The 21,172-nt window shown below is 70.8% G+C and carries 21 protein-coding genes; 7 read left to right on the top strand and 14 right to left on the bottom strand.

Annotated features, from left to right (window positions below; all coding sequences use genetic code 11):
- From PLL68_RS05750 to PLL68_RS05740, 3 genes are all read right to left on the bottom strand, one after another.
- Positions 1-959: AAA family ATPase (locus tag PLL68_RS05750; RefSeq protein WP_502910677.1), on the bottom strand; the 959-nt coding region annotated here is incomplete at its 3' end.
- Positions 960-981: 22 nt separating this feature from the next.
- Positions 982-1,968 (bottom strand): tRNA (adenine-N1)-methyltransferase, encoded by a 987-nt coding sequence (locus tag PLL68_RS05745; RefSeq protein ID WP_324532497.1) that lies wholly within the window; start codon positions 1,966-1,968, stop codon positions 982-984.
- Between the two features lie 11 nt (positions 1,969-1,979).
- Positions 1,980-3,092, bottom strand: a complete 1,113-nt coding sequence (locus PLL68_RS05740) for a site-2 protease family protein (RefSeq protein WP_324532495.1) — start codon at positions 3,090-3,092, stop codon at positions 1,980-1,982.
- Positions 3,093-3,162: 70 nt separating this feature from the next.
- Between PLL68_RS05740 and metH the strand changes: the two genes are divergently transcribed.
- The 4 genes from metH to PLL68_RS05720 all read left to right on the top strand — a co-directional run bounded on the left by metH (position 3,163) and on the right by PLL68_RS05720 (position 8,508).
- Positions 3,163-6,951, top strand: coding sequence for a methionine synthase (gene metH / locus PLL68_RS05735; protein WP_324532493.1), 3,789 nt, complete (start codon positions 3,163-3,165; stop codon positions 6,949-6,951).
- Between the two features lie 73 nt (positions 6,952-7,024).
- Positions 7,025-7,870, top strand: a complete 846-nt coding sequence (locus tag PLL68_RS05730) for a RecB family exonuclease (RefSeq protein WP_324532492.1) — start codon at positions 7,025-7,027, stop codon at positions 7,868-7,870.
- 98 nt (positions 7,871-7,968) lie between these two features.
- Positions 7,969-8,304: a hypothetical protein gene (locus tag PLL68_RS05725; RefSeq protein ID WP_324532490.1), complete on the top strand. Its 336-nt coding sequence runs from the start codon at positions 7,969-7,971 to the stop codon at positions 8,302-8,304.
- A 54-nt stretch (positions 8,305-8,358) separates the two neighbouring features.
- Positions 8,359-8,508 (top strand): hypothetical protein, encoded by a 150-nt coding sequence (locus PLL68_RS05720; protein ID WP_324532488.1) that lies wholly within the window; start codon positions 8,359-8,361, stop codon positions 8,506-8,508.
- Between the two features lie 629 nt (positions 8,509-9,137).
- On the opposite strand, the gene PLL68_RS05715 is transcribed toward PLL68_RS05720, so the two are convergent.
- Positions 9,138-9,818, bottom strand: coding sequence for an HAD family hydrolase (locus PLL68_RS05715; protein ID WP_324532486.1), 681 nt, complete (start codon positions 9,816-9,818; stop codon positions 9,138-9,140).
- Positions 9,819-9,872: 54 nt separating this feature from the next.
- On the opposite strand from PLL68_RS05715, the gene PLL68_RS05710 reads away from it, so the two are divergent.
- Positions 9,873-10,721, top strand: a complete 849-nt coding sequence (locus PLL68_RS05710) for a PAC2 family protein (protein ID WP_324532484.1) — start codon at positions 9,873-9,875, stop codon at positions 10,719-10,721.
- Between the two features lie 6 nt (positions 10,722-10,727).
- On the opposite strand, the gene mshC is transcribed toward PLL68_RS05710, so the two are convergent.
- The 8 genes from mshC to PLL68_RS05670 form a co-directional block, all read right to left on the bottom strand.
- Complete coding sequence (mshC, locus tag PLL68_RS05705; protein WP_324532482.1) at positions 10,728-11,981, bottom strand: cysteine--1-D-myo-inosityl 2-amino-2-deoxy-alpha-D-glucopyranoside ligase; 1,254 nt, start codon at positions 11,979-11,981, stop codon at positions 10,728-10,730.
- Positions 11,982-12,004: 23 nt separating this feature from the next.
- Positions 12,005-12,814: an SCO1664 family protein gene (locus tag PLL68_RS05700; RefSeq protein ID WP_324532480.1), complete on the bottom strand. Its 810-nt coding sequence runs from the start codon at positions 12,812-12,814 to the stop codon at positions 12,005-12,007.
- Positions 12,792-13,352 carry a DUF3090 domain-containing protein gene (locus tag PLL68_RS05695; RefSeq protein WP_324532478.1) on the bottom strand — a complete coding sequence of 187 codons (561 nt, stop codon included), beginning with the start codon at positions 13,350-13,352 and terminating at the stop codon, positions 12,792-12,794. Before PLL68_RS05695 ends, PLL68_RS05700 begins: the two co-directional genes overlap by 23 nt.
- A 10-nt stretch (positions 13,353-13,362) precedes the next feature.
- A complete protein-coding gene (locus PLL68_RS05690; RefSeq protein ID WP_324532476.1) occupies positions 13,363-14,094 on the bottom strand; it encodes an energy-coupling factor ABC transporter ATP-binding protein in 732 nt (243 codons plus the stop codon).
- Entirely contained in the window at positions 14,091-14,852 is a 762-nt protein-coding gene (cbiQ, locus tag PLL68_RS05685; protein WP_324532474.1) for a cobalt ECF transporter T component CbiQ, read from the bottom strand. The genes PLL68_RS05690 and cbiQ overlap by 4 nt, the downstream gene beginning before the upstream one ends.
- Position 14,853: 1 nt before the next feature.
- Positions 14,854-15,204 (bottom strand): PDGLE domain-containing protein, encoded by a 351-nt coding sequence (locus PLL68_RS05680; RefSeq protein WP_324532472.1) that lies wholly within the window; start codon positions 15,202-15,204, stop codon positions 14,854-14,856.
- On the bottom strand, positions 15,201-15,887 hold the full coding sequence (locus PLL68_RS05675) for an energy-coupling factor ABC transporter permease (protein ID WP_324532470.1): 687 nt from the start codon (positions 15,885-15,887) through the stop codon (positions 15,201-15,203). Before PLL68_RS05675 ends, PLL68_RS05680 begins: the two co-directional genes overlap by 4 nt.
- A 74-nt stretch (positions 15,888-15,961) precedes the next feature.
- The gene (locus tag PLL68_RS05670) at positions 15,962-16,705 is read right to left on the bottom strand and encodes an MSMEG_4193 family putative phosphomutase (RefSeq protein ID WP_324532468.1); all 744 of its coding nucleotides are present in this window, start codon (positions 16,703-16,705) and stop codon (positions 15,962-15,964) included.
- Between the two features lie 46 nt (positions 16,706-16,751).
- Between PLL68_RS05670 and corA the strand changes: the two genes are divergently transcribed.
- Positions 16,752-17,756 carry a magnesium/cobalt transporter CorA gene (corA, locus tag PLL68_RS05665; protein ID WP_324532466.1) on the top strand — a complete coding sequence of 335 codons (1,005 nt, stop codon included), beginning with the start codon at positions 16,752-16,754 and terminating at the stop codon, positions 17,754-17,756.
- An 8-nt stretch (positions 17,757-17,764) separates the two neighbouring features.
- On the opposite strand, the gene PLL68_RS05660 is transcribed toward corA, so the two are convergent.
- Together PLL68_RS05660 and PLL68_RS05655 are read right to left on the bottom strand one after the other, a co-directional pair.
- The gene (locus PLL68_RS05660; protein WP_324532465.1) at positions 17,765-19,030 is read right to left on the bottom strand and encodes a carboxylate--amine ligase; all 1,266 of its coding nucleotides are present in this window, start codon (positions 19,028-19,030) and stop codon (positions 17,765-17,767) included.
- A 40-nt stretch (positions 19,031-19,070) separates the two neighbouring features.
- Entirely contained in the window at positions 19,071-20,165 is a 1,095-nt protein-coding gene (locus PLL68_RS05655; RefSeq protein WP_324532463.1) for an LLM class F420-dependent oxidoreductase, read from the bottom strand.
- A gap of 43 nt (positions 20,166-20,208) precedes the next feature.
- Here PLL68_RS05655 and PLL68_RS05650 point away from each other — a divergent pair, with 43 nt between their 5' ends.
- On the top strand, positions 20,209-21,153 hold the full coding sequence (locus PLL68_RS05650) for an aldo/keto reductase (protein ID WP_324532461.1): 945 nt from the start codon (positions 20,209-20,211) through the stop codon (positions 21,151-21,153).
- Positions 21,154-21,172: the final 19 nt, after the last annotated feature.

The raw sequence follows: 21,172 nt of genomic DNA, 5'->3' as shown, positions 1-21,172 counted from the left end.
CGCTCGGTCTCGCCGACGTACTTGTTGAGCAGCTCGGGGCCCTTGATGTTGAGGAAGAAGGACTTGCCGGGTTCGCGGCCCTCCTTCTCGGCGACCTTGCGGGCCAGCGAGGCCGCGACCGCCTTGGCGATCATCGTCTTCCCACAGCCGGGCGGGCCGTAGAGCAGCACCCCCTTCGGGGGCTTGAGCTGGTGCTCGGTGTAGAGGTCGGGGTGCAGGTAGGGCAGCTCGACGGCGTCCCGGATGGCCTCGATCTGCCCGCTCAGCCCACCGATGTCGGTGTAGTCGATGTCGGGGACCTCCTCGAGCACGAGGTCGGCGACCTCGGCCTTGGGGATCCGCTCGAAGACGAACCCCGAGCGCGACTCCAGCAGCAGGGCGTCGCCGGCGCGCACGGTCTCACCGTCGAGGGAGGCCGCCATCCGGCAGACGCGCTCCTCGTCGGCCTGGGCGACGACGAGCACTCGACCGTCCTCCAGGACCTCCTTGCAGAGCACGATCTCGCCCACGGTCTCGTACCCGTGCACCGCGACGACGTTCATCGCCTCGTTGAGCATGACCTCGCGGCCGGCCTGGAGGGTGTCCGCGTCGAGCGAAGGACTGACGGCAACGTGCATCTTGCGCCCGCTCGTGAGGATGTCGGCGGTGCCGTCCTCGAAGGTCTCGATGACGATGCCGTAGGCGGCGGGGGGCTGGGCGAGCCGGTCGACCTCGGACTTCAGCGTGACGATCTGCTCCCGGGCGTCCCGAAGCGTGCGCACCAGTCGTTCGTTCTGCGCGGACATCGTCGCGAGCTGGGACCGCAGCCCGGCGAGGTCACGTTCGAGGGTGCGCAGCTGGGCGGGCCTGGCCTGCCCCTGGGCGCGCAGGGCGGTGATCTCGGCCTCGAGTGACTCCCGCTGGGCCTCGAGGCTCTCGCGGGTGCCCGCCTGCTCGGCCGTGGGCTCGTCGGTGCTCATGGTCGACGATAACCCGCGTGCGTCACGGAAGCGGTGAGGTGTCGGTCACCGAACGCACGACGCGGCGCACGCGCTTGTCCGAGGGGACCCGCTCGCCGATGGCCTCGGGGGTCCAGTCCTGCTCGGTCGCCTCCTCGCCCGTGACGTACCCCTTGCCCGGGCGGCGCTTGCGCAGCGGGGGCGTGACCCCCGGTGCGAGGCGGCGGGTGGTGATGAGGAACCCGGTGTGCCCGTGCATCCGGTGTTGCGGACGGACGGCCAGGCCTTCGAGGTGCCAGCCGCGCACCAGCGTCTCCCAGGCCTGTGGCTCGGTGAACAGGTCGGCGTCGCGCATGGCCTCGGCAACCTTGGACAACTGGGTGGCTGTCGCCACGTAGCAGAGCAGCACCCCGCCCGGGGTGAGCGCGTCGGCGACGACCTCGAGGCACTCCCACGGCGCCAGCATGTCGAGCACGACCCGGTCGACGCTTGCGTTCTCGACCGTGCGCGGCAGCGCCTCGACGAGGTCACCGACGGTGACGGTCCACGCGGGGTGGTCACCGCCGAAGTACTCGCGGGCGTTGGCCTTGGCGATCTCGGCGAAGTCCTCCCGACGCTCGAACGAGTGCACCCGACCGGTCTCGCCGACGGCCCGCAGCAGCGACATCGACAGCGCTCCGGAGCCGACCCCGGCCTCGACGACGACCGCACCCGGGAACATGTCGGCCATCATGACGATCTGGCTGGCGTCCTTGGGATAGATCACCGCGGCGCCCCGGGGCATCGACATCACGTAGTCGGCGAGCAGCGGGCGCAGCGCGAGGTACTCGACGCCGGCGGTGTTCTTGATCGTCGAGCCGTCAGGGGCACCGATCAGGTCGTCGTGGGCGAGGTACCCCCGGTGGGTGTGGAACTGCTTGCCCGGGGCCAGGGCGATGGTGTGCATGCGGCCCTTGGGGTCGGTCAGCTGGACGCGCTCGCCCGCGGTGAAGGGGCCACGCCGCAGCTCGGCGCCGGTCGGTGAGGTCATGGGCGGGGAGTCTAGTTGCGACGCAGGTGGCGTTCGGCCACGGCGTTGAGGCGGTCAGCGGTGACGAGGCCCCGCACCGCACCGTTCGAGACGACGACGACCACCCCGTTGCCGGACAGCGCCATCGCACGCAGCAGCGGCTCGACGCTGGCACCGGGGGCGAGCTCGATGAGTGAGGTGTCGGGCAGCCGCACGAGGAGGGAGGACACCGGGGTGGCCGGGTCGAGGGTGGTGAGGTCGGGGACGTCGGCGGATGCCGTCGGCACCAGCAGGATCGGCACCCCACGGTCGTCGATGGCGAGCAGACGGCGGTCAGCCCCGATCAGGTGGCCGACGGGCGTGTCGGCGCGCACGATCCCGACCGGCTCGATGACCTCCTCGGCGTCGAGCCGGTCGAGCAGCCGCTCGAAGGGGGCTCGACGCAGCGCCGCCGTGGCGCCGGACCACAGGACCCACGCCATCACGGCGACCAGGAGCAGCCGGAAGGGGTCGACGACGCCCTGGACCACGGGTAGGACGGCGAAGAACACGACGACCGCGACGGTGAGGAGGCGACCCAGCCAGCCGGCGACGAGGAGCGCCGTGTCCCGCCGACCGCTGACCTTCCACACCAGGGAGTGCACGACCTGCCCACCGTCCAGTGGAAGGCCGGGCAGGAGGTTGAACGCGGCGAGCAGGAGGTTGATGGCCACGAACCACCAGAGCACGAACTGCGCCACCGGCCCGGTCAGCGCCTGAAGGCCGATCCAGCCGATCCCCGCGAGGCCGAGGTTGGCCAGCGGGCCGCTCACGGCGATCGCCGCAGCCCGTCCCGGGGTCGACCCGGTTCCGTCGTAGGACGTGTGCCCACCCCACAGCGTGGCGACGATGCGGTGCACGCGAAAACCCAGCATCCGTCCGGCCACGGCGTGCGCGATCTCGTGCCCCAGCACGGCGGTCAGGATGCCGAGGACGAGCCACCCGGCATACGCGATCCCCGTCGTCGTCCCGAGGTCACGGCCGGCCTGCCAGCCCGTCCACGCGATGAAGGCACCGAGGATCAGCCAGGTGCGGTCCAGGTAGACCGGCACCCCGGCAACCCGGCCGAGCCGGATCGAGCCGGATGGTGCTTGCGGATCGGGCATGCCACGGACCCTACGTGAGGTCGCGCCATACTTGCCCTTGCCCGTTCAACCCTGACTGAGACGACTCGACGTGACTGCTGCCCACCGCCCGGACGCCACCTCCGACCTCACCGCCGCCCTGCGCGAGCGGGTCCTCGTGCTCGACGGGGCGATGGGCACGATGATCCAGGGGTACGGGCTGTCCGAGGCCGACTACCGGGGCGACCGGTTCGCCGACCACCAGGACGACCAACAGGGCAACAACGACCTGTTGGCGCTCACCCAGCCCGACATCATCACCGCCATCCACCGGGCCTACCTCGAAGCGGGCTCGGACCTGCTCGAGACCAACACCTTCAACGCGCAGCGGATCTCGTTGGCCGACTACGGCATGCAGGACGTCGCCTACGAGCTCAACGTCGCGGCGGCCGCGCTCGCGCGCGCCGAGTGCGACGCGATGACGGCCCGCACCCCGGACCGCCCGCGGTACGTCCTCGGGACGCTGGGACCGACGAACCGCACGGCATCCATCTCCCCCGACGTCAACGACCCCGGGGCCCGCAACGTCACCTTCGACGAGCTCGTCGAGGCCTACCTCGAGCAGGCGCGAGGGCTCGTCGACGGCGGTGCCGACGTGCTTCTCGTCGAGACGATCTTCGACACCCTGAATGCCAAGGCGGCGATCTACGCCCTGGAGACCCTGTTCGAGGAGCACGGGCGCCGCTGGCCGGTGATGATCTCGGGAACCATCACCGACGCGTCCGGGCGCACCCTCTCCGGCCAGGTCACCGAGGCCTTCTGGTACTCGGTGCGCCACGCCCGCCCGCTGGCCATCGGCCTGAACTGCGCCCTCGGTGCCGGCGAGCTGCGTCCCTACGTCGCCGAGCTGTCCCGGATCGCCGACTGCTTCGTCTCCGCGCACCCCAACGCCGGGCTGCCCAACGCCTTCGGTGAGTACGACGAGACACCCGAGGCGATGGCGCGCGTCGTCGGTGAGTTCGCGGCATCTGGCCTGGTCAACATCGTCGGGGGCTGCTGCGGCACCACGCCGGACCACATCGCGGCGATCGCGCAGGCGGCATCCCACGGCGTGCCGCGGCCACCAGCCGACGTGCCCCCCGCGCTGCGCCTGGCCGGTCTGGAGCCGTGCGTCATCGACGGTGACAGCCTCTTCGTCAACGTCGGCGAGCGCACCAACATCACCGGGTCGGCGCGGTTCCGACGGCTCATCACCGAGGAGGACTACCCCACCGCTCTCGGGGTCGCCCGCCAGCAGGTGGAGGCCGGCGCGCAGGTCATCGACGTCAACATGGACGAGGGCATGATCGACGGGGTCGCGGCGATGGACCGCTTCCTCAAGCTCATCGCGACCGAGCCCGACATCTGCCGGGTGCCGCTGATGATCGACTCGAGCAAATGGGAGGTCATCGAGGCCGGGCTCAAGGTCACCCAGGGCAAGCCGATCATCAACTCGATCTCCATGAAGGAGGGCGAGGCGGCGTTCCTCGACCAGGCCAGGCTCGCGCGCAAGTACGGCGCCGCGGTGGTCGTCATGGCGTTCGACGAGCAGGGGCAGGCCGACAACCTCGAGCGGCGCCGCGAGATCTGTGGCCGCGCCTACCGGTTGCTCGTCGACGAGGTCGGCTTCCCGGCCGAGGACATCATCATCGACCCGAACATCTTCGCGGTGGCCACGGGCATCGAGGAGCACGCGGCCTACGGCATCGACTTCATCTCGGCCACGGCGTGGATCAAGGAGAACCTGCCGCACGCCCTGGTGTCCGGGGGTGTCTCCAACGTCTCGTTCAGCTTCCGCGGCAACAACGTCGTGCGCGAGGCCATCCACGCCGTGTTCCTCTTCCACGCCATCAAGGCCGGGATGGACATGGGGATCGTCAACGCCGGGGCCCTCCAGGTGTACGACACCGTCGACGAGAGGTTGCGCGACGCGATCGAGGACGTCGTGCTCAACCGCCGTCCGGATGCCGCGGACCGCCTTCTCGAGATCGCCGAGGAGTACCGCGGCAGCGGGGAGGTGGCCGATGCGGCGGCCGAGCAGTGGCGCTCGCTGCCGGTGCGCGAACGGATCACGCACGCGCTGGTCAAGGGGCTCGACGAGTTCGTCGTCGACGACACCGAGGAGTTGCGCCTCGAGATCGCCGCTGCGGGTGGGCGTCCGCTCGAGGTGATCGAGGGGCCGCTCATGGACGGCATGAACGTCGTCGGTGACCTCTTCGGCGACGGCAAGATGTTCCTGCCGCAGGTCGTGAAGTCGGCGCGGGTCATGAAGAAGGCGGTGGCCCACCTCATCCCGTACATCGAGGCGGAGAAGGACGAGGCCGCCCGCCTGAAGAGCAAGGGCCTGGTCGTCACGGCCACGGTCAAGGGCGACGTGCACGACATCGGCAAGAACATCGTGGGTGTGGTGCTGCAGTGCAACAACTACGACGTCATCGACCTCGGGGTCATGGTGCCGACCCAGAAGATCCTCGACACCGCGAAGGAGGTCGGGGCCGACATCATCGGGTTGTCCGGTCTGATCACCCCGAGCCTGGACGAGATGGTGCGGGTCGCGGCCGAGATGGAGCGTCAGGGCTTCGAGATCCCGCTGCTGCTCGGCGGGGCGACGACCTCACGGGCCCACACGGCCGTGAAGGTCGACGGGAAGTACCACGGGCCGGTGGTCTGGGTGAAGGACGCGTCGCGCTCGGTGCCCGTGGTCAGCCAGCTGCTGTCCGACGAGCAGCGGGGTGCCTTCCTCGACGGCGTGAGCGCCGACTTCGACGCGATCCGGGCACGGCACGCCGCCAAGGCCGGCGAGCGGCCGCTGGCCTCGCTGGAGCAGGCCCGGGCGAACCGGCCCGTGCTCGACTGGGCCTCCTACCGTCCGATGCGGCCCCACCTGCTGGCGCAGCAGAGCGCCGACCGGTGGTCCGGTCGTCCCGATGCACACTGGCACCGGGCCGCGACCCAGTTCACCCGGGTCTTCGAGGACTTCCCCCTGGCCGAGCTGAGGCCCTACATCGACTGGACGCCGTTCTTCGGGGCCTGGGAGATCAAGGGCCGCTACCCCGACGTGTTGAACAACGCCGCGACGTCGGAGCAGGCGCGGTCGCTGCTGGCCGACGCCAACGCGATGCTCGACCGGATGGAGCGCGAGCGCTGGGTCCACGCTCGCGGGGTGGTCGGGATCTTCCCGGCGAACGGGGTGGGCGACGACATCGAGGTCTATGCCGACGAGGCACGCACCACCGTGCTCACCACCCTGCGCGGGCTGCGTCAGCAGGGTCAGCACCGTGAGGGGGTGTCGAACAAGTGCCTGTCCGACTTCATCGCCCCGAAGGAGACCGGTATCGCCGACCACGTCGGCGCCTTCTCCGTGACCGCCGGGTTGGGGTTGGAGGAGCGTCTCCTGGCGTTCAAGGCCGACCTGGACGACTACTCGGCGATCCTGCTCGAGTCGTTGGCCGACCGCCTTGCCGAGGCCTTTGCCGAGCGGCTGCACGAGAAGGTTCGCCGTGAGCTGTGGGGGTACGCACCCGACGAGCACCAGTCGATGGACGACCTGATCCACGAGCGCTACGCCGGCATCCGGCCAGCGCCGGGCTACCCGGCCTGCCCCGAGCACACCGAGAAGGAGACGCTCATGGCGCTGCTCGGTGGGGAGGAGCGCACCGGCATCCGGCTCACCGAGTCGATGGCCATGTGGCCCGGTGCGTCGGTGTCGGGGTGGTACTTCGCCCACCCTGACAGCCAGTACTTCGTCGTTGGCCGGCTCGGGCGCGACCAGGTGGAGTCCTACGCCGAGCGCAAGGGCTGGGACCTGCGCACGGCCGAGCGCTGGCTGGGGCCGAACCTGGGGTACCAGCCCGAGGACTGATGCCGTTGGCGTGGGTGCCGAGGCTGTGGATGCCGTGGCACCGGTGTCGGTGGCTCGGCATAGCGTGTGCCCCATGAATCCCGCACTGTCCCCGAGCCGCGCCGCGGACTTCAAGCAGTGCCCCCTGCTCTACCGCTTCCGCACGATCGACAAGCTGGAGGGTCCGCCCTCCCCTGCTGCGGCCCGCGGCACGTTGGTGCACGCGGTGCTCGAGCACCTCTTCGACCTTCCGGCGCAGGAGCGCACCCCCGAGGCGGCGTTGGCCCTGGTCGAACCGCGCTGGCAGGCGCTGGTCGAGGAGCGGCCCGAGCTCGCGACGATGATCGAGGACGACGAGCAGCTCACCGAGCAGGGCTGGTATGCCGCTGCCGGGGCCCTGGTCGAGCAGTGGTTCACCCTCGAGGACCCGACCCGCCTCGAGCCGGCCGCGCGCGAGCTCTACGTCGAGGCCGAGGTGGAGGGGCTCACCCTGCGCGGGTACGTCGACCGGCTCGACGTCGCCCCGGACGGGGCCATGCGGGTCGTCGACTACAAGACCGGCCGTTCCCCGAGCGAGCTCTTCGAGGCCAAGGCCCTGTTCCAGATGAAGTTCTACGCGCTGGTGCTGTGGCGCATCCACGGCACGATCCCGGCGCTGCTCCAGCTCGTCTACCTCGGCAACGGCGAGGTGGTGCGCTACTCCCCTGACGAGCGTGACCTGCGCGGGGTCGAGCGCAACGTGCGGGCCATCTGGGATGCCGTGGCGAACGCCGCACGCACCGGTGACTGGCGCCCGCGCACCTCCAAGCTGTGTGACTGGTGCGACTTCAAGGACCTCTGTCCCGCATGGGGCGGTACTCCTCCCCCGCTTCCGGAGCGTGCTGGGCTGCTCGCGCTCGACCCGGCCCGCTCGGGTGAGGTGGTCCCTGCCGACGACTGAATCCCGGGTCTGCCGAGTTCCACGCTGGTAGAATTGCCTACCGGGGCCGACGGCGTTCCGGGGGAAGGCAGGTCGTCATGAGGTGCTCGAAGTGCCGGATGGAAGCCAGTGCCACGGGGCCCAGCGGCGAGCGGCTGTGCGACCGCCACTACAACCCCACGATGGCTGCGGCTCCGGGGATGGTTGGCACCGGTACCGCGGCTGATGCCGTGGGCGGCTTCATCGTGGCCGAGGGCGTAGCCACCCACGTGCACGGGAAGCATGCTCCGAGTGCACAGCGCGGCCCGGGGCTGCTGCGGCGCCTGAAGGACGCCCTGGAGCGGCTCGTAGCCGACAGCCCGCCCTCGAACCGCCCGCCGGGGAGCAACTACATGCCGAACAGCAACGGCGAGGGCGGCCGGGTCATCTCCAGTGGGGACGGCAACTCGTCCTGAGGCGTGTCTGCGCTGGCCACAGACTGAGCGCGGGTGACCGGTACGGTCGTGGGCATGGCACCGCACCCCCTCGAGCTTCTCTACCTGTTGGTCCTTCTGGTCGTTCCAGCCCTGATCCTGTACTTCGTGATCCGCCTTGCGGTGCGCCACGGAGTGATGGACGCCAACCGGCGTCTGGGACGTGGTCGAGGCTCCGCGGTCTGATCAGCCAGTTGACGCACGTGGATGGGGCTGTCAGCCGTACCCGCCGCACGAGCTGCTCGGCCAGTGTCGCCGCGCCCAGGAGGACACCGGCGTAGACGACGGGGGTGCCGAAGAAGTACCCCCCGAGGAAGCCGAGCACGAGCCAGACGAGAGCGCTCACCAGGATGCGTCCGCGTGTCCAAGGCGGCCGTGCAAGAAGCGGTGCGAACAAGACGTTGACGGCAACGGCAAGACTGACCCACGTGCCGTTGCGTGCCGGCTGAAGGTAGGCGAAGACCGCGAGGGCGGCGCACACCGCCAGCACGAACGCCGCCCAGGTCAACCACAACGATGTGCCGTGCACCCGCGGCGCCGAATCCGTCACCCGGGATCCACTCACAGGTGACACTCTGCCATCCCGGGTGTTGACGTGCGTCTTGTTCTTGGCGCCTCCCTGAACGCGGCTACGTAGAGACTTCCCTCAGGATCGGTGTCTGGCCAGTTCCGTACGGCTGCGCCGCCGGACGTGCAAAGCGGCCCGAGCCCCTTGGGCGCCACGCTCAGCGGGGCGCTGAGCAAGCGCCATTGCACGTCCGACGGCGCAGCTACGAACGTCCGCTCATGGCCAGATCCGGACGTCGGGCACCCGGTCAGGTGTTCGCCGACACCGACGCCTGGGCCTGACGACCGAGCTCGGCCACCCGGCTCGGGGTGAGCCCGGCCAGCGAGTTTAGGTGCACCGCGCCCGCCATCTCGGGCACGGAGACGACGTGCGGCACGGCCAGCGTCGGCACGCCCGCTGCGACGGCTGACCGCACCCCGGTCGGTGAGTCCTCGATCGCCACGCAGTCTTCCGGCGACACGCCGAGCAAGCGGGCGGCGGCCCGGTACGGCTCCGGGTGCGGCTTGCCGTGCGACACCTCGTCGCCGGTGACCACGACGTCGAAGGTGCCCTCGGGCAGGGCGCCCAGCACGGCATCCGCCAACGAGCGCCACGACATGGTGACCAGCGCGCTCGGGACCCCCTCGGCCTTGAGGGCCTCCAGCAGCTCACGGGCACCCGGCCGCCACGGGATGTGCTCGCTGACCTTGCCGATGACCCGACCGAGCATCTCGTCGACGATCCGCTCGGGAGACCAGTCGACGGCGGAGTTGTCCCGGATGAACGTCGCCGCGACGAGGAGGTCCTGGCCGACGAGCTGGTGGGCGAGCTCCTCGGTCCACGTCCCACCGTGTTCCTCGACGATGTCGTGCTCCGCGGCGATCCAGTAGGGCTCGGTGTCGACGAGGGTTCCGTCCATGTCCCAGAGGACTGCTGCGGGGAGGCTCATGAGACATCAGTCTACGGAGCCGTAGGGTGGTGCTCCGACGACGAGGAGGCCCCGGTGATCGAGCTCGACGACCTGCCCGAGCTGAAGGACGCGGTGATGATCGCGGCGTTCGAGGGGTGGAACGACGCCGGCGAGGCCGCCAGTGCGGTCATCGAGCACCTTGCCGAGATCTGGGACGCCGAGGTCGTCGCCGCCCTCGACCCCGAGGACTACTACGACTTCCAGGTCAACCGTCCGCGAGTCCTCCTCGAGGGGGGCAAACGACGGATCAGCTGGCGCACGACGCGGGTGCTCGTCGCGACCGACACCTCGCTCGGGCGCGACGTCGTTCTCGTGCAGGGTGTCGAGCCGTCGTTCCGGTGGCGCGCCTTCGCGATCGAGCTCATGGAGCTCGCGCAGGCCACCGACGTGTCGATGGTCATCACCCTCGGCGCTCTCATGGCTGATGTCGCCCACTCCCGGCCGATCCCGGTCTCCGCGACCTCGGACAGCGAGGACACCCGCCACCGCCACGACCTCGAGATGAGCACGTACGAGGGGCCGACCGGCATCGTCGGCGTTCTGGCCGATGCCGCGACCCAGGTCGGCATCCCGTCGGTCTCAGCGTGGGCCGCGGTCCCGCACTATGCCGGTCACTCCCCCTCACCCAAGGCCACGCTCGCCCTGGTCAGCCGCCTCGAGGAACTGCTCGACGCCCCCATCGAGCACGCCGACCTCGACGAGGACTCACGCGCCTGGGAACGTGGCATCAACGAGCTCGCGTCGTCGGACAGCGAGGTCGCCGAGTACGTCGAGAGCCTCGAGGAGGCGCAGGACACCGCCGACCTGCCCGAGGCCAGCGGTGACGCCATTGCCAAGGAGTTCGAGCGCTACCTGCGCCGACGGGGCACCGACGAGGACTGAGTCCCCTCAGAGGCGGATGCCGAGGATCGCGTCGATGCTGCGCGCGAGCACCCCGGGGGCTGCGGCGTCGTCCCACTGGCCGGCCAGGGTGGCGTCGGCCCACGCATCGACCGCACCCAGGGCTGCCCGCGTGTCGAGGTCGTCGGCCACCGCTGCGCGAACCGCCGCGATCGTGGATGCCGGGTCGGCACCTTCGTTGACCGAGAGCGCCTCACGCCACCGGGCCAACCGCGTCACGGCGGCCTCGAGCAGGGCCGGGGTGTACTCCCACTCGGTGCGGTAGTGCTGGTCAAGCAGCACGAGGCGGATGGCCATCGGGTCGACGCCCTGTGCACGCAGCCGCGAGACGAGCACGAGGTTGCCCTTGGACTTGCTCATCTTCTCGCCCTGGTAGCCCACCATCGCCTGGTGGACGTAGTGGCGGGCGAACACGTCGCCACCGGTGAGCGCCAGTGCCTGCACGGCGCTCATCTCGTGGTGCGGGAACACGAGGTCGCTGCCGCCGCCCTTGATGTCGAACGGGTGTCCGAGGTGCCCGAGCGAGATCGCCGTGCACTCGATGTGCCAGCCGGGGCGGCCTGCGCCCAGCACCTCGTCGTCCCAGGAGGGCTCACCCTCGCGGGCCGCGCGCCAGAGCAGCGGGTCGAAGCGCTGGCGCTTGCCGACGCGCTCGGGGTCGCCGCCGCGGTCGCCGAACACGGCATCCATCTGCTCCTCGGTCCACCCCGAGACGCTGCCGAATGACGGGGCCTGCCCGAGGTCGAGGTAGACGTCCTGCCCGGTGCCTTCGGCCGCCGGGACCGGGACCCCGTAGGCGGCGCCGCTCTCGATGAGGGAGCGCACGGCGGTCCTGATCTCGGGCATGGCCTCGACGACACCGATGTAGGCCATCGGGGGGATGACACCCAGCGCGGTCATGTCCTCCCGGAAGAGGTCGATCTCGGAGGTCGCGAGCTCGCGCCAGTCGCGCCCGTCGCGAGCGGCCCGCTCGAGCAGCGGGTCGTCGACGTCGGTGACGTTCTGCACGTACTCGACCTCGTGCCCGGCGTCGCGCAGGGCACGGCCGACGAGGTCGAAGGTCACGTACGTCGCGGCGTGCCCGAGGTGGGTCGCGTCGTACGGGGTGATGCCACAGACGTAGACGCGGGCCACCGGGCCGGCCTGCACCGGTCGCACCGAGCGACTCTGGGTGTCGTAGAGGGCGAGAGGCTCACCCTGACCGGGAACGGCGGGAACGAACGGCGAGGGCCACGACTTCACCGGGCAAGACTACGTGCCGCTGGCTACAGCGCAGGCCACGGGATCGCCGGCCACCCCGGAGTCGGCAGCGGATGCCGTCGCGTGGCCAGCAGGGTGCTGACCCTGTCCCTCAGTGCGGCAACTTCGACGACCGTGAGCAGCGCCGCCAGATCGGTGGCCAGTGAGCCTGCCAGGGCCTGCCCGAGGGCGTCGAGGCGCGCGAGGTCGGCGTCGAGGATCTCGTCGCCGGCCCACCCCCACAGGACCGTGCGCAGCTTGGGTTCCACCCCGAGGCTGACACCGTGGTCGCACCCGCGCACGATCGACCCTTCCCGCATCAGGTGGCTGCCCTTGCGGTCGGAGTTGTTGAGCACCGCATCGAGCACGGCCACGGTGCGCAGCGCCGGCTCCGGGCTGTGCGACACGACGACCGGTTCGCCCTCCGGGGTCTCGCCCTCGAGCACGACGAGCCAACCCGGGGGTACCGCCTCGGCTGCGGTGACGTCGACGAGCACTTCTCGCTCCCCCTCCAGCGGCCCCACCCACAGCTGGACCGAGCCGGGGCCGAACGGGCCCTCGCGCAGCACCGTCGGCGGGACGACCCCGAAACCTCCGGCGGTGCTGACGAGGTAGGCAGCCCGTTCACGGGCGACGAGCGTGCCGTCCGGGTAGTCCCACAGGGGCCGCTCGCTGGACTCCGGCTTGTGGATGGCGAGCAGCGGTTCGGCGTCGCAGTCCGGGCCCTGCACCGAGCAGAGCAGGGCACCGTTCGAGGAGTTGACGAGCCGGCCGACGGGAGTGAGCGTGCCTGCCGTCAGCAGGTCGACGAGCTCAGCGTCGGTAGCCGTTGGCACGAGGACAGATGTGACCGGTCGGGTCCAGCGGCTGGCCGCAGAACGGGCAGGCCGGACGGCCGGCGCTCACCACGCGGGCGCACCGGCGGGCAAAGGCACGAGCCTGCACCGGCGTGAGGACGACCCGCAGGCTCGTGACCTGCTGGTCCACGAGCGGCGCGAGACCGCTCAGCTCCTCGAGCTCGGTGGTGTCGAGACCCTCGAGCTCGGCAGGGTCCTGGTCGTGGCACTCGATGATGATGACGCGGCGGTTGGGGTCCCAGGCCAGGGACAGGGTGTCGACGCGGAACTCGTCCTCGATCGGGGTGTCCAGCGGGTCGACGTCACCGTCGCCGAAGGGTTCGGTGGCCAGGCCGTCGGCCTGTTCGTCGAGGACGTCGTTGATCCGGTCGGCGAGCACGGTCACCTGGACCTTCTCCAGGGACACCGAGTAGAGCCGGCCCTCCCCCCTGGCCTGGAGGAAGAAGGTGCGGCCACCGGGTGGCCCCACGGTCCCGGCGACGAAGCGCTCGGGTGGGTCGAAGACGGTGGTGGGCATGAACACCACCCTAGATCGAGAAGCCCGTCGGCAGCTCGAGGCGGTGTCGAGCCATGAGGTCGGCGTCTGCGAGGACGGTGCGGGTGGCACCGTCGGCGACGACCGAGCCCTCGGAGAGCACGACGGAGCGTTCACACAGCTCAACGGCATACGGCAGGTCGTGGGTGACCATGAGCACGGTGACGTCGAGCGAGCGCAGGATCTCGGCGAGCTCCCTGCGGGACGCGGGGTCGAGGTTGGACGACGGTTCGTCGAGGACGAGGATCTCGGGTCGCATCGCGAGCACGGTGGCGATCGCGACGCGGCGGCGTTGCCCGAAGGACAGGTGGTGCGGGGCCCGGTCGGCGAGGTCCGCGACCCCCACGAGGGTGAGTGCCTCGACGACACGTGACTCCAGCTCGGGGCCGCGCAGCCCGAGGTTGGCCGGGCCGAAGGCGACGTCGTCGCGCACCGTGGGCATGAACAGCTGGTCGTCCGGGTCCTGGAAGACGATGCCGACGCGTCGACGGACCTCGAGGAGGTTGTCGCGGGACACCGGCAGGCCCGAGACCGTGACCGTCCCGGCGCCGGGGACGAGGATGCCGTTGAGGTGCAGGACCAGGGTGGTCTTGCCGGCACCGTTGGGACCGAGCAGGGCCACGCGTTCGCCGCGGTGCACGTGCAGGTCGACCCCGAACAGTGCCTGATGGCCCCCCGGGTAGGAGTAGGCGACCCCGCGCAGGTCGAGGACGGGCACGCTCATCGCGCCCACACCAGCACGGAGGTGATGAGCGCGATCGTGGCCGGGGTGAGGGCCAGGGCCCACTGCGCTGGCGTGGCGGCGAGGGGAACGGTGGCGGGGTGCCGTCCGGACCACCCGCGGCTCAGCATCGCCAGGTGGACCCGTTCGCCGCGCTCGTAGCTGCGGATGAACAGGGCACCCGAGCTCGAGGCGAGCGCGGGCCAGGCGCGAGGTGAGCGTGCCACGAAGCCTCGGGACTCGCGGGCCACCCTCATGCGGCGCATCTGGTCGATGACGACATCGGTGTAGCGAACCATGAAGGCCACGATCAGCACGAGCTGGTCCGGGCAGCGCAGGTGCTGCAGGGCCAGCACGAGGTCACGAGGGCGGGTCGTCACGGCGAACGCGATCGCCGCCAGGACGCCCGTGGTGCCCTTGAGCAGCAGGGTCACGGCCGCCTCGAGGCCGGGCCCGGACACCTCCAGCGGCCCCAGCTGCACCCGCGGGCCGAGCGCGACGAACGGCATCACCAGGGCGAAGACGACGAACGGGACCTCGACCACCATCCGAGGAAGCAGGAGCGAGAACGGGACCCGGGTCGAGGCCAGCACCCCGACGGCCACCGCGAGCATGCCGAGCAGCGGCCAGTGGGCACCGCGCGGAAGGGAGACGACGGCGAGGACGAAGGTGAGCAGACCGACCAGCTTGGCGTGCGCCGGCATCCGGTGCAGTGGTGTGTGCCCGGCGACGTGCAGGTGTCGCGAGTGCCCCCCGCCCACCTCAGCGACGGCGGCGCGACGAGCGCCGGACCAGCAGCAGGACGCCTGCCATGAGCGCACCGGTCACGAGCACGCCGACCACTCCGGCGAGGCCACCCGAGAGCCGCGCGTCGTCGACCCCGGAGACGGCGTAGTCCGCGAGCGGCGACCCGGCGACGGCGGAGTCACGGGCGGACTCGCCGAAACCGAGGCTCTGCCCCACGTACTCGAGGCCGTCGGGGTGGCCGGAGGCGTAGGAGGAGACGAGCCCGGCGAGGAGCAGGCTGATGACGACTCCGACGACGATCACGGCTCTGGTGGACCGCCTCGTGCGTTCGGGGCGGGTGTCGGTGGAGGTGCCTGCGGTGCTCATGCGCTCACCGCCGTCGTCCTGAGCTCGAGCGTCGGCAGCCGGCCCGCGGCGCCGTGCACGAGGTCGGGCCTCGCGGCCAGGATGCTGCTCACCGCCAACAGCGTGATGGCGGCCTCACCCAGACCGATGACGAGGTGCCAGCCACCCATCGCGGCGGCCATCGCGCCGAGCGGCAGGGGTGTGGCCCCACCGACGGCGTACAGGCCGACGAACGCCAGCGCTGACGCGGGCACGCTGAGCAGGGCGCCGACACCGGCCGCGGCGCTGACCGAGGCGAGGATTCGTGGCAGCAGCGCCAGGACGAGACGGAAGACCCCGTAGCCCACCCAGACCGCGACGACCCCCATGAGCACGATGTTCGTGCCCAGGGCGCTCACTCCCCCGTCGGCGAAGAGCAGCGCCTGCACGGTGAGGACGACCGTCATGCACAGCGTCGCCGTCCACGGGCCGACGAGGACCGCGGCGAGGGTCGCCCCGATGAGGTGGCCGGAGGTGCCGACCCCCACGGGGAAGTTGAGCATCTGCGCGGCGAAGATGAACACCGCGACCAGGCCGGCCAGCGGGGCGGTGCGGTCGTCGAGCTCACGGCGGGCACCGCGCAGCGACGCGCCGACGGCGACGACGGCCACCGCAGCGGTGGCCACCGAGGTCGGCGCGTCGAGGAATCCGTCGGGGACGTGCATGCAGGCTCCTGCCTGGGCAGTTGTTGCGACTTGTTTGCAACAAGCCTAACGACCGGCGGGGCCGCCGGCCACCATCAGGTGCCGTGCTGGCCGTTCTGCTCGGGGTCCTCGGGCCTCGACCCACCGTCGCCGCCACCCACCGCACCGTCTCCGGCCGGGGTGTGCCGCGGCACGGACACGAGGGGGGCGAGGTCGCCCTGAGTGGTGTTGCTCGCCAGCAGGACCATCCGCGTGGGCGTGATCTGCACGACGCTCAGACTGCCCGGGTCGACGCGCACGCGCTGCAGGCCGGCCAGCCCGGCGCCCACGGCCTCGGCGACGAGTGCCTTGATGGGGTCACCGTGGCTCACGGCCAGCCACACGGCATCCGAGCCGTGGGCCGCCTCGATCTCGGCATCGAGCTCCCGCACGGCACCCACGACGCGCTGCGCCATGGTGAGCAGCGACTCGGCCCGGAAGACGTCGTGCGGTGGGAAGGTCGCGGCGGCGGGGTCGTCCTGAACCACCCGCCAGAGGTCGTCCTTGGCCGCCTCGGCCAGGTGGAGGCCGGTCCAGGCTCCGTAGTGGCACTCGCCGAGGCGGTCGTCGGTCTCGGGTGTGGTGTCGGCACCCGCAAGGGCCAGGGCGGCGGTCTCGGCACAGCGTTGCAGCGGACTGGCCACGGCCCGCGCGAGCGTCACCGACGACAGCCGGCGGGCGACGTCCGAGGCCTGGCGCCGGCCCTGCTCGGTGAGGCCGACACCGGGAGTCCAGCCTGCGAGGATCCCCTGCTCGTTGGCGGTGGAGTGCCCGTGGCGCAGGAGCAGGACGATGGCCACGGGATGACTGTATGCCGGCGCGCCCCCATCGGACACAATGCGAGGCGTGATCGTGGACCAGGCCATCTACGTCGGCGGTGCCCGGCGGCCCTGCATGGACCTCAGTGACGAGCTGGCGACCCTTCGCGAGGAGGGCGCGCCGGGTGACTTCCTGTGGGTGGGCCTCAAGGACCCCACCCAGGCCGAGTTCGACGAGGTCAACGACGAGCTGGGCCTGCACTCGCTGGCCGTCGAGGACGCCATCAAGGGGCGCCAGCGGGCGAAGGTCGAGCTGTACGACAACACCGTCTTCGTCGTCCTGAAGCCGCTGCGGTACCTCGAGGAGTCCTCGGACATCGAGACCGGTGAGCTGATGTGCTTCATCGGGGACCACTTTCTCGTCACCGTGCGCCGGGGCGAGGCCAGCCCGCTCGCCGGCCTGCGAGAACGGCTCGAGAAGGAGCCCGCGCTGCTGCGCCACGGCCCGATGGGGGTCCTGCACGCCATCGTGGACACCATCGTCGACACCTACCGCGACATCGAGCTGGAGCTGGGCACCGACCTCGAGGACATCGAGGAGCAGGTGTTCTCCGGGGACGGCGTCGACTCCTCGACGATCTACCGGCTCAAGCGGGAGGTCCTGGAGTTCCGTCGGGCAGCGGTCCCGCTCGCGGCGCCCTTGCACTCACTGCACGCGGATGCCGCGTCCAGGGTCACCGAGGCGGAGCTCCGGTTGTTGTTCCGCGACGTCTCGGACCACCTGCAGGCGGTCATCGACCACGCGGACTCCTACGACCGCCTCCTCACCGACGTGCTGAGCGCGCACCTGGCGCAGGTGAGCGTGCAGCAGAACAACGACATGCGGCGCATCTCGGCGTGGGTGGCCATGGCCGCCGTCCCGACGATGATCGCCGGCATCTACGGGATGAACTTCGAGTTCATGCCCGAACTCACGGCCAGTGTCCGGCTCGGTGACGGCGAGTTCCGTTACGGCTACTTCGTGGTGCTCGGGGTCATGGCAGCCGTGTGCGCCGGCCTCTACCGGGCCTTCAAGCGCAGTGGCTGGCTGTAGACAGGGTCTCAGAAGCCGCTCTCGGTGGGCCGCGGGTAGTACGTGAGGAACTTCTTCACGTGGTTGGCCTTCGCGGCCAGGACGTAGGCGCGGCGCTTGGGTCCCTCTGCCCGGTAGCGCAGCGGGTGGACGATGCCCTTGCGCATCACCTGCTTGACGTGGCGTCGGAGCGTCTCGTCGGTGATGTAGCGCAGCAGGAGCTTCTTGGGCACCACGGAGTACACGATCTCGTTGGTGACGGTCACCGGTTCGGCGGCGCGGTCCTCGATCAGGTCGGCCACGATGAATCGGGCCACGTTGGCGCCGGCGCCGGTCACGTAGTAGTTGTTCCGCCCGATGCGGGGGTTGACCTCGAGGAAGCGGAAGGAGCCGTCGCGGGGGTCGACCTTGGCGTCGAAGTTCGCGAAGCCGCGGTAGTCCAGGTGGTCCAGGAGGCTGCGCGCGTGCGCCATCGCCTCGGGGAACGGGGTCGTGATCATCGCGCAGGGATTGCCCAGGGCCGACGGGGTGTGTTCCTCGAGGAGCACCTGGGCGGTGCACATGAGCGTGACCGATCCGCGGTGGTCGCGGTACGCGGTGACCGACCGCATCCACGTGTCGTCACCGGGCACGAGCTCCTGGACGATGAAGCGATCGCGGAACCCGGCATCCTTCAGTCGGGTCCACAGGTCGTCCAGCTCGGCCGGGGTCTGGATGAAGTTGACCTTCTTCTTGCCCGGGTAGTCGACGAGCTCGTGGACGCTCGATGCCGCGGCCTTGGCGACGACGGGAAACGGGATGGTCATCGGCGACGGGGCCCAGCCCGGCTCCCCGGCCCCGGAGAAGTCCTCGATGTGGGTGATCGGGGTGGGGACCCCGATCTCGGTGCAGGCCTCGGCGAAGCGGCCCTTGTCGGAGATCTGGTCGAGGGTGGCGACGTCGACCAGGGAGATGCGGTAGAACGCATCGAGCTCGGCCCGGTGGGCCGCGAACAGGCGCGAGTAGCCGTCGGTGTTCGCGAGCAGGATGACCGGAGTCGCCTCGCGCCCGAGCGCAGCCTCGGCTGCGGTCCGCTCCCGGCCCCGGCGCAGCAGCTCGGCGATGTGGTCCTCGTTGCTGGCCTCGGCACCGAGCAGCACGTTGTCGATGATCGCCGAGTCGACCGGGCCGGTCGCGATCCTCGAGATGACCGTCGAACGCACCCCGAATGCCTCGTGGAAGGCTCGAGCCAGCGAGTAGACCCCGATGTCCCCTCCGAGCATGACGACGTCGAAGGCCGGTGCGGCGAGGGACATTGATCTCCTTGAACAGTGTGCGGGGACGGACCTGCCGATCCTATCCGCCGACGCGGGACGTCCCGCCGCCGCGCGCGCTGGTGCCCAACGCCGTCTTGACCGTCCTCAGGACCTCGGCTCGCTGCGCGGTGCTGGCCGCGAACGGGGCGACACTCAGCGTGCTCACCCCGGCGTCCGCGTACCGACCGATGCGCTCGGCGATGCGTTCGGGTGGGCCGATGAGCGCCGTGGCGTCGGCGAGCTCGAAGGGGACGGCCGACGCGGCATCCCGGGGACGACCGGCGAGGTAGAGGTCCTGGATCTCGTCCGCCGCGTCGTCGAAGCCCATCCTGCGAGCCAGCGCGTTGTAGAAGTTCTGCTTCCGGCTGCCCATGCCGCCGATGTAGAGCGCGGTGTAGTCGGCCACGGCGGCGCGCCCTGCCTCGAGGTCATCGGTGACGACGACGGGCACGGTGACGACGACGTCGAAACCGGCCATCACGTCGCCCGCCGGCGCTCCCTCGGAAGCCGCGCGGACCCCACGTCCCGCGCGGACGGCATCCAGCATGTCGGCGCTGTGTTCCGGCGAGAAGAAGATGCCGAGCCAGCCGTCGGCGACCTCACCAGCGAGGCGGAGGTTGCGCGGTCCGACGGCGGCGAGGTAGATCGGCAGGTCGGGCCGCGGTGGCCTGATCGTCAGGCGCAGGGCCTTTCCAGGCCCGTCCGGCAACGGCAGGGTCACGTGCTCACCGGCGTAGGTGACCTGTTCGCGGCGCAGGGCCATCCGCACGACGTCGACGTACTCGCGGGTGCGCTGCAGCGGTGAGGTGAAGCGCACCCCGTGCCAGCCCTCGCTCACCTGCGGCCCGGAGACCCCCAGCCCCAGGTGGAACCGGCCCTGCGAGAGGGTGTCGAGGGTGGCGGCCGTCATCGCGGTCATCGCCGGGGTGCGCGCCGGGATCTGCATGACGCCGGCACCGAGACCGATGGTGCTCGTCTGCGCGGCCAACCAGGCCAGCACGGTCGGTGCGTCGGACCCGTACGCCTCGGCCACCCACGCCTGCCTGTACCCCAGGCTCTCGGCCACCTGGACGAGCTCGAGGGTGTCGGTGCCAAGTCCCATGCCGGCGTAGCCGCAGGTGATCGCGAGGTCCATGGCCTCCACGGTAGCGAGGGCCTCGGGCGATAAGGTGCCCGCCATGCTCACCCGCCGCCTCGGTGCCTCCGGTCTGGCCGTCTCCCGGCTCGGCCTCGGAACGATGGCGTGGGGCACCCGCACCTCCCCCGAGGACGCTCGCGACCTGCTCGGCCTCTTCCGGGCAGCGGGCGGGACGCTCATCGACACGGCCCACGGCTACGCGGGAGGGGCCTCCGAGGAGCTGCTCGGGGATCTGCTCCAGGGCCCGGACCGCGACGAGGTCGTGATCGTCACGAAGTCGGGGATCAGCCGGGCGACGGGCACGCGGGTCGTGGACTGCTCCCGGCGGGCCATGATGCACCAGCTCGAGACCTCGCTTCGCCGGCTGCGCACCGACCACGTCGACGTGTGGCTCGCCCACTCCTGGGACGAGAACACCCCCATCGAGGAGACCGTCAGCGCCCTGCTGTGGGCCGTGGAGTCCGGGCGGGCGCGCTACGTCGGGGTGTCGAACCACGTGGGCTGGCAGGCGGCCCGCACGATGTCCCTGCTCACGGCATCCGGGGTGCCGCTCGTCGCCAACTCCGTCGAGTACAGCCTCGTCGCGAGGGCCCCCGAGCACGAACTCGTGGACGCGGGCACCGCGCTGGGGTTCGGGCTCCTCCCGTGGTCACCGCTCGGGCGCGGGGTGCTGGCCGGTCGCTACCGCACCACCGTGGCCGCCGACTCGCGCCTGGCCTCCGAGGAGTTCGGGCGGTTCGCCTCCAAGCACGTGGGCGAGCACACCCGCGGTGTCGTCGAGGCCGTGCGCACCGCGGCCGCCGGGCTCGGGGTCGCGCCAGCCGTCGTCGCGCTCGCCTGGGTGCGGGATCGTCAGGCGGTGGCTGCGCCGATCATCGGGCCGCGCACCCCCACCCAGCTCGCGGCGCTGCTCGAGTCGGAGGACGTCGACCTCCCGGAACAGATCGTGGCGGCGCTCGACGAGGTGTCGATCGAGCACACCTGAGTCGGATGCCGGTCGCTCA

The organism is Ornithinibacter sp. (assembly GCF_035443565.1).
Taxonomy (GTDB): Bacteria; Actinomycetota; Actinomycetes; order Actinomycetales; family Dermatophilaceae; genus Fodinibacter.
This window is presented reverse-complemented; position numbering and strand designations above follow the sequence as displayed.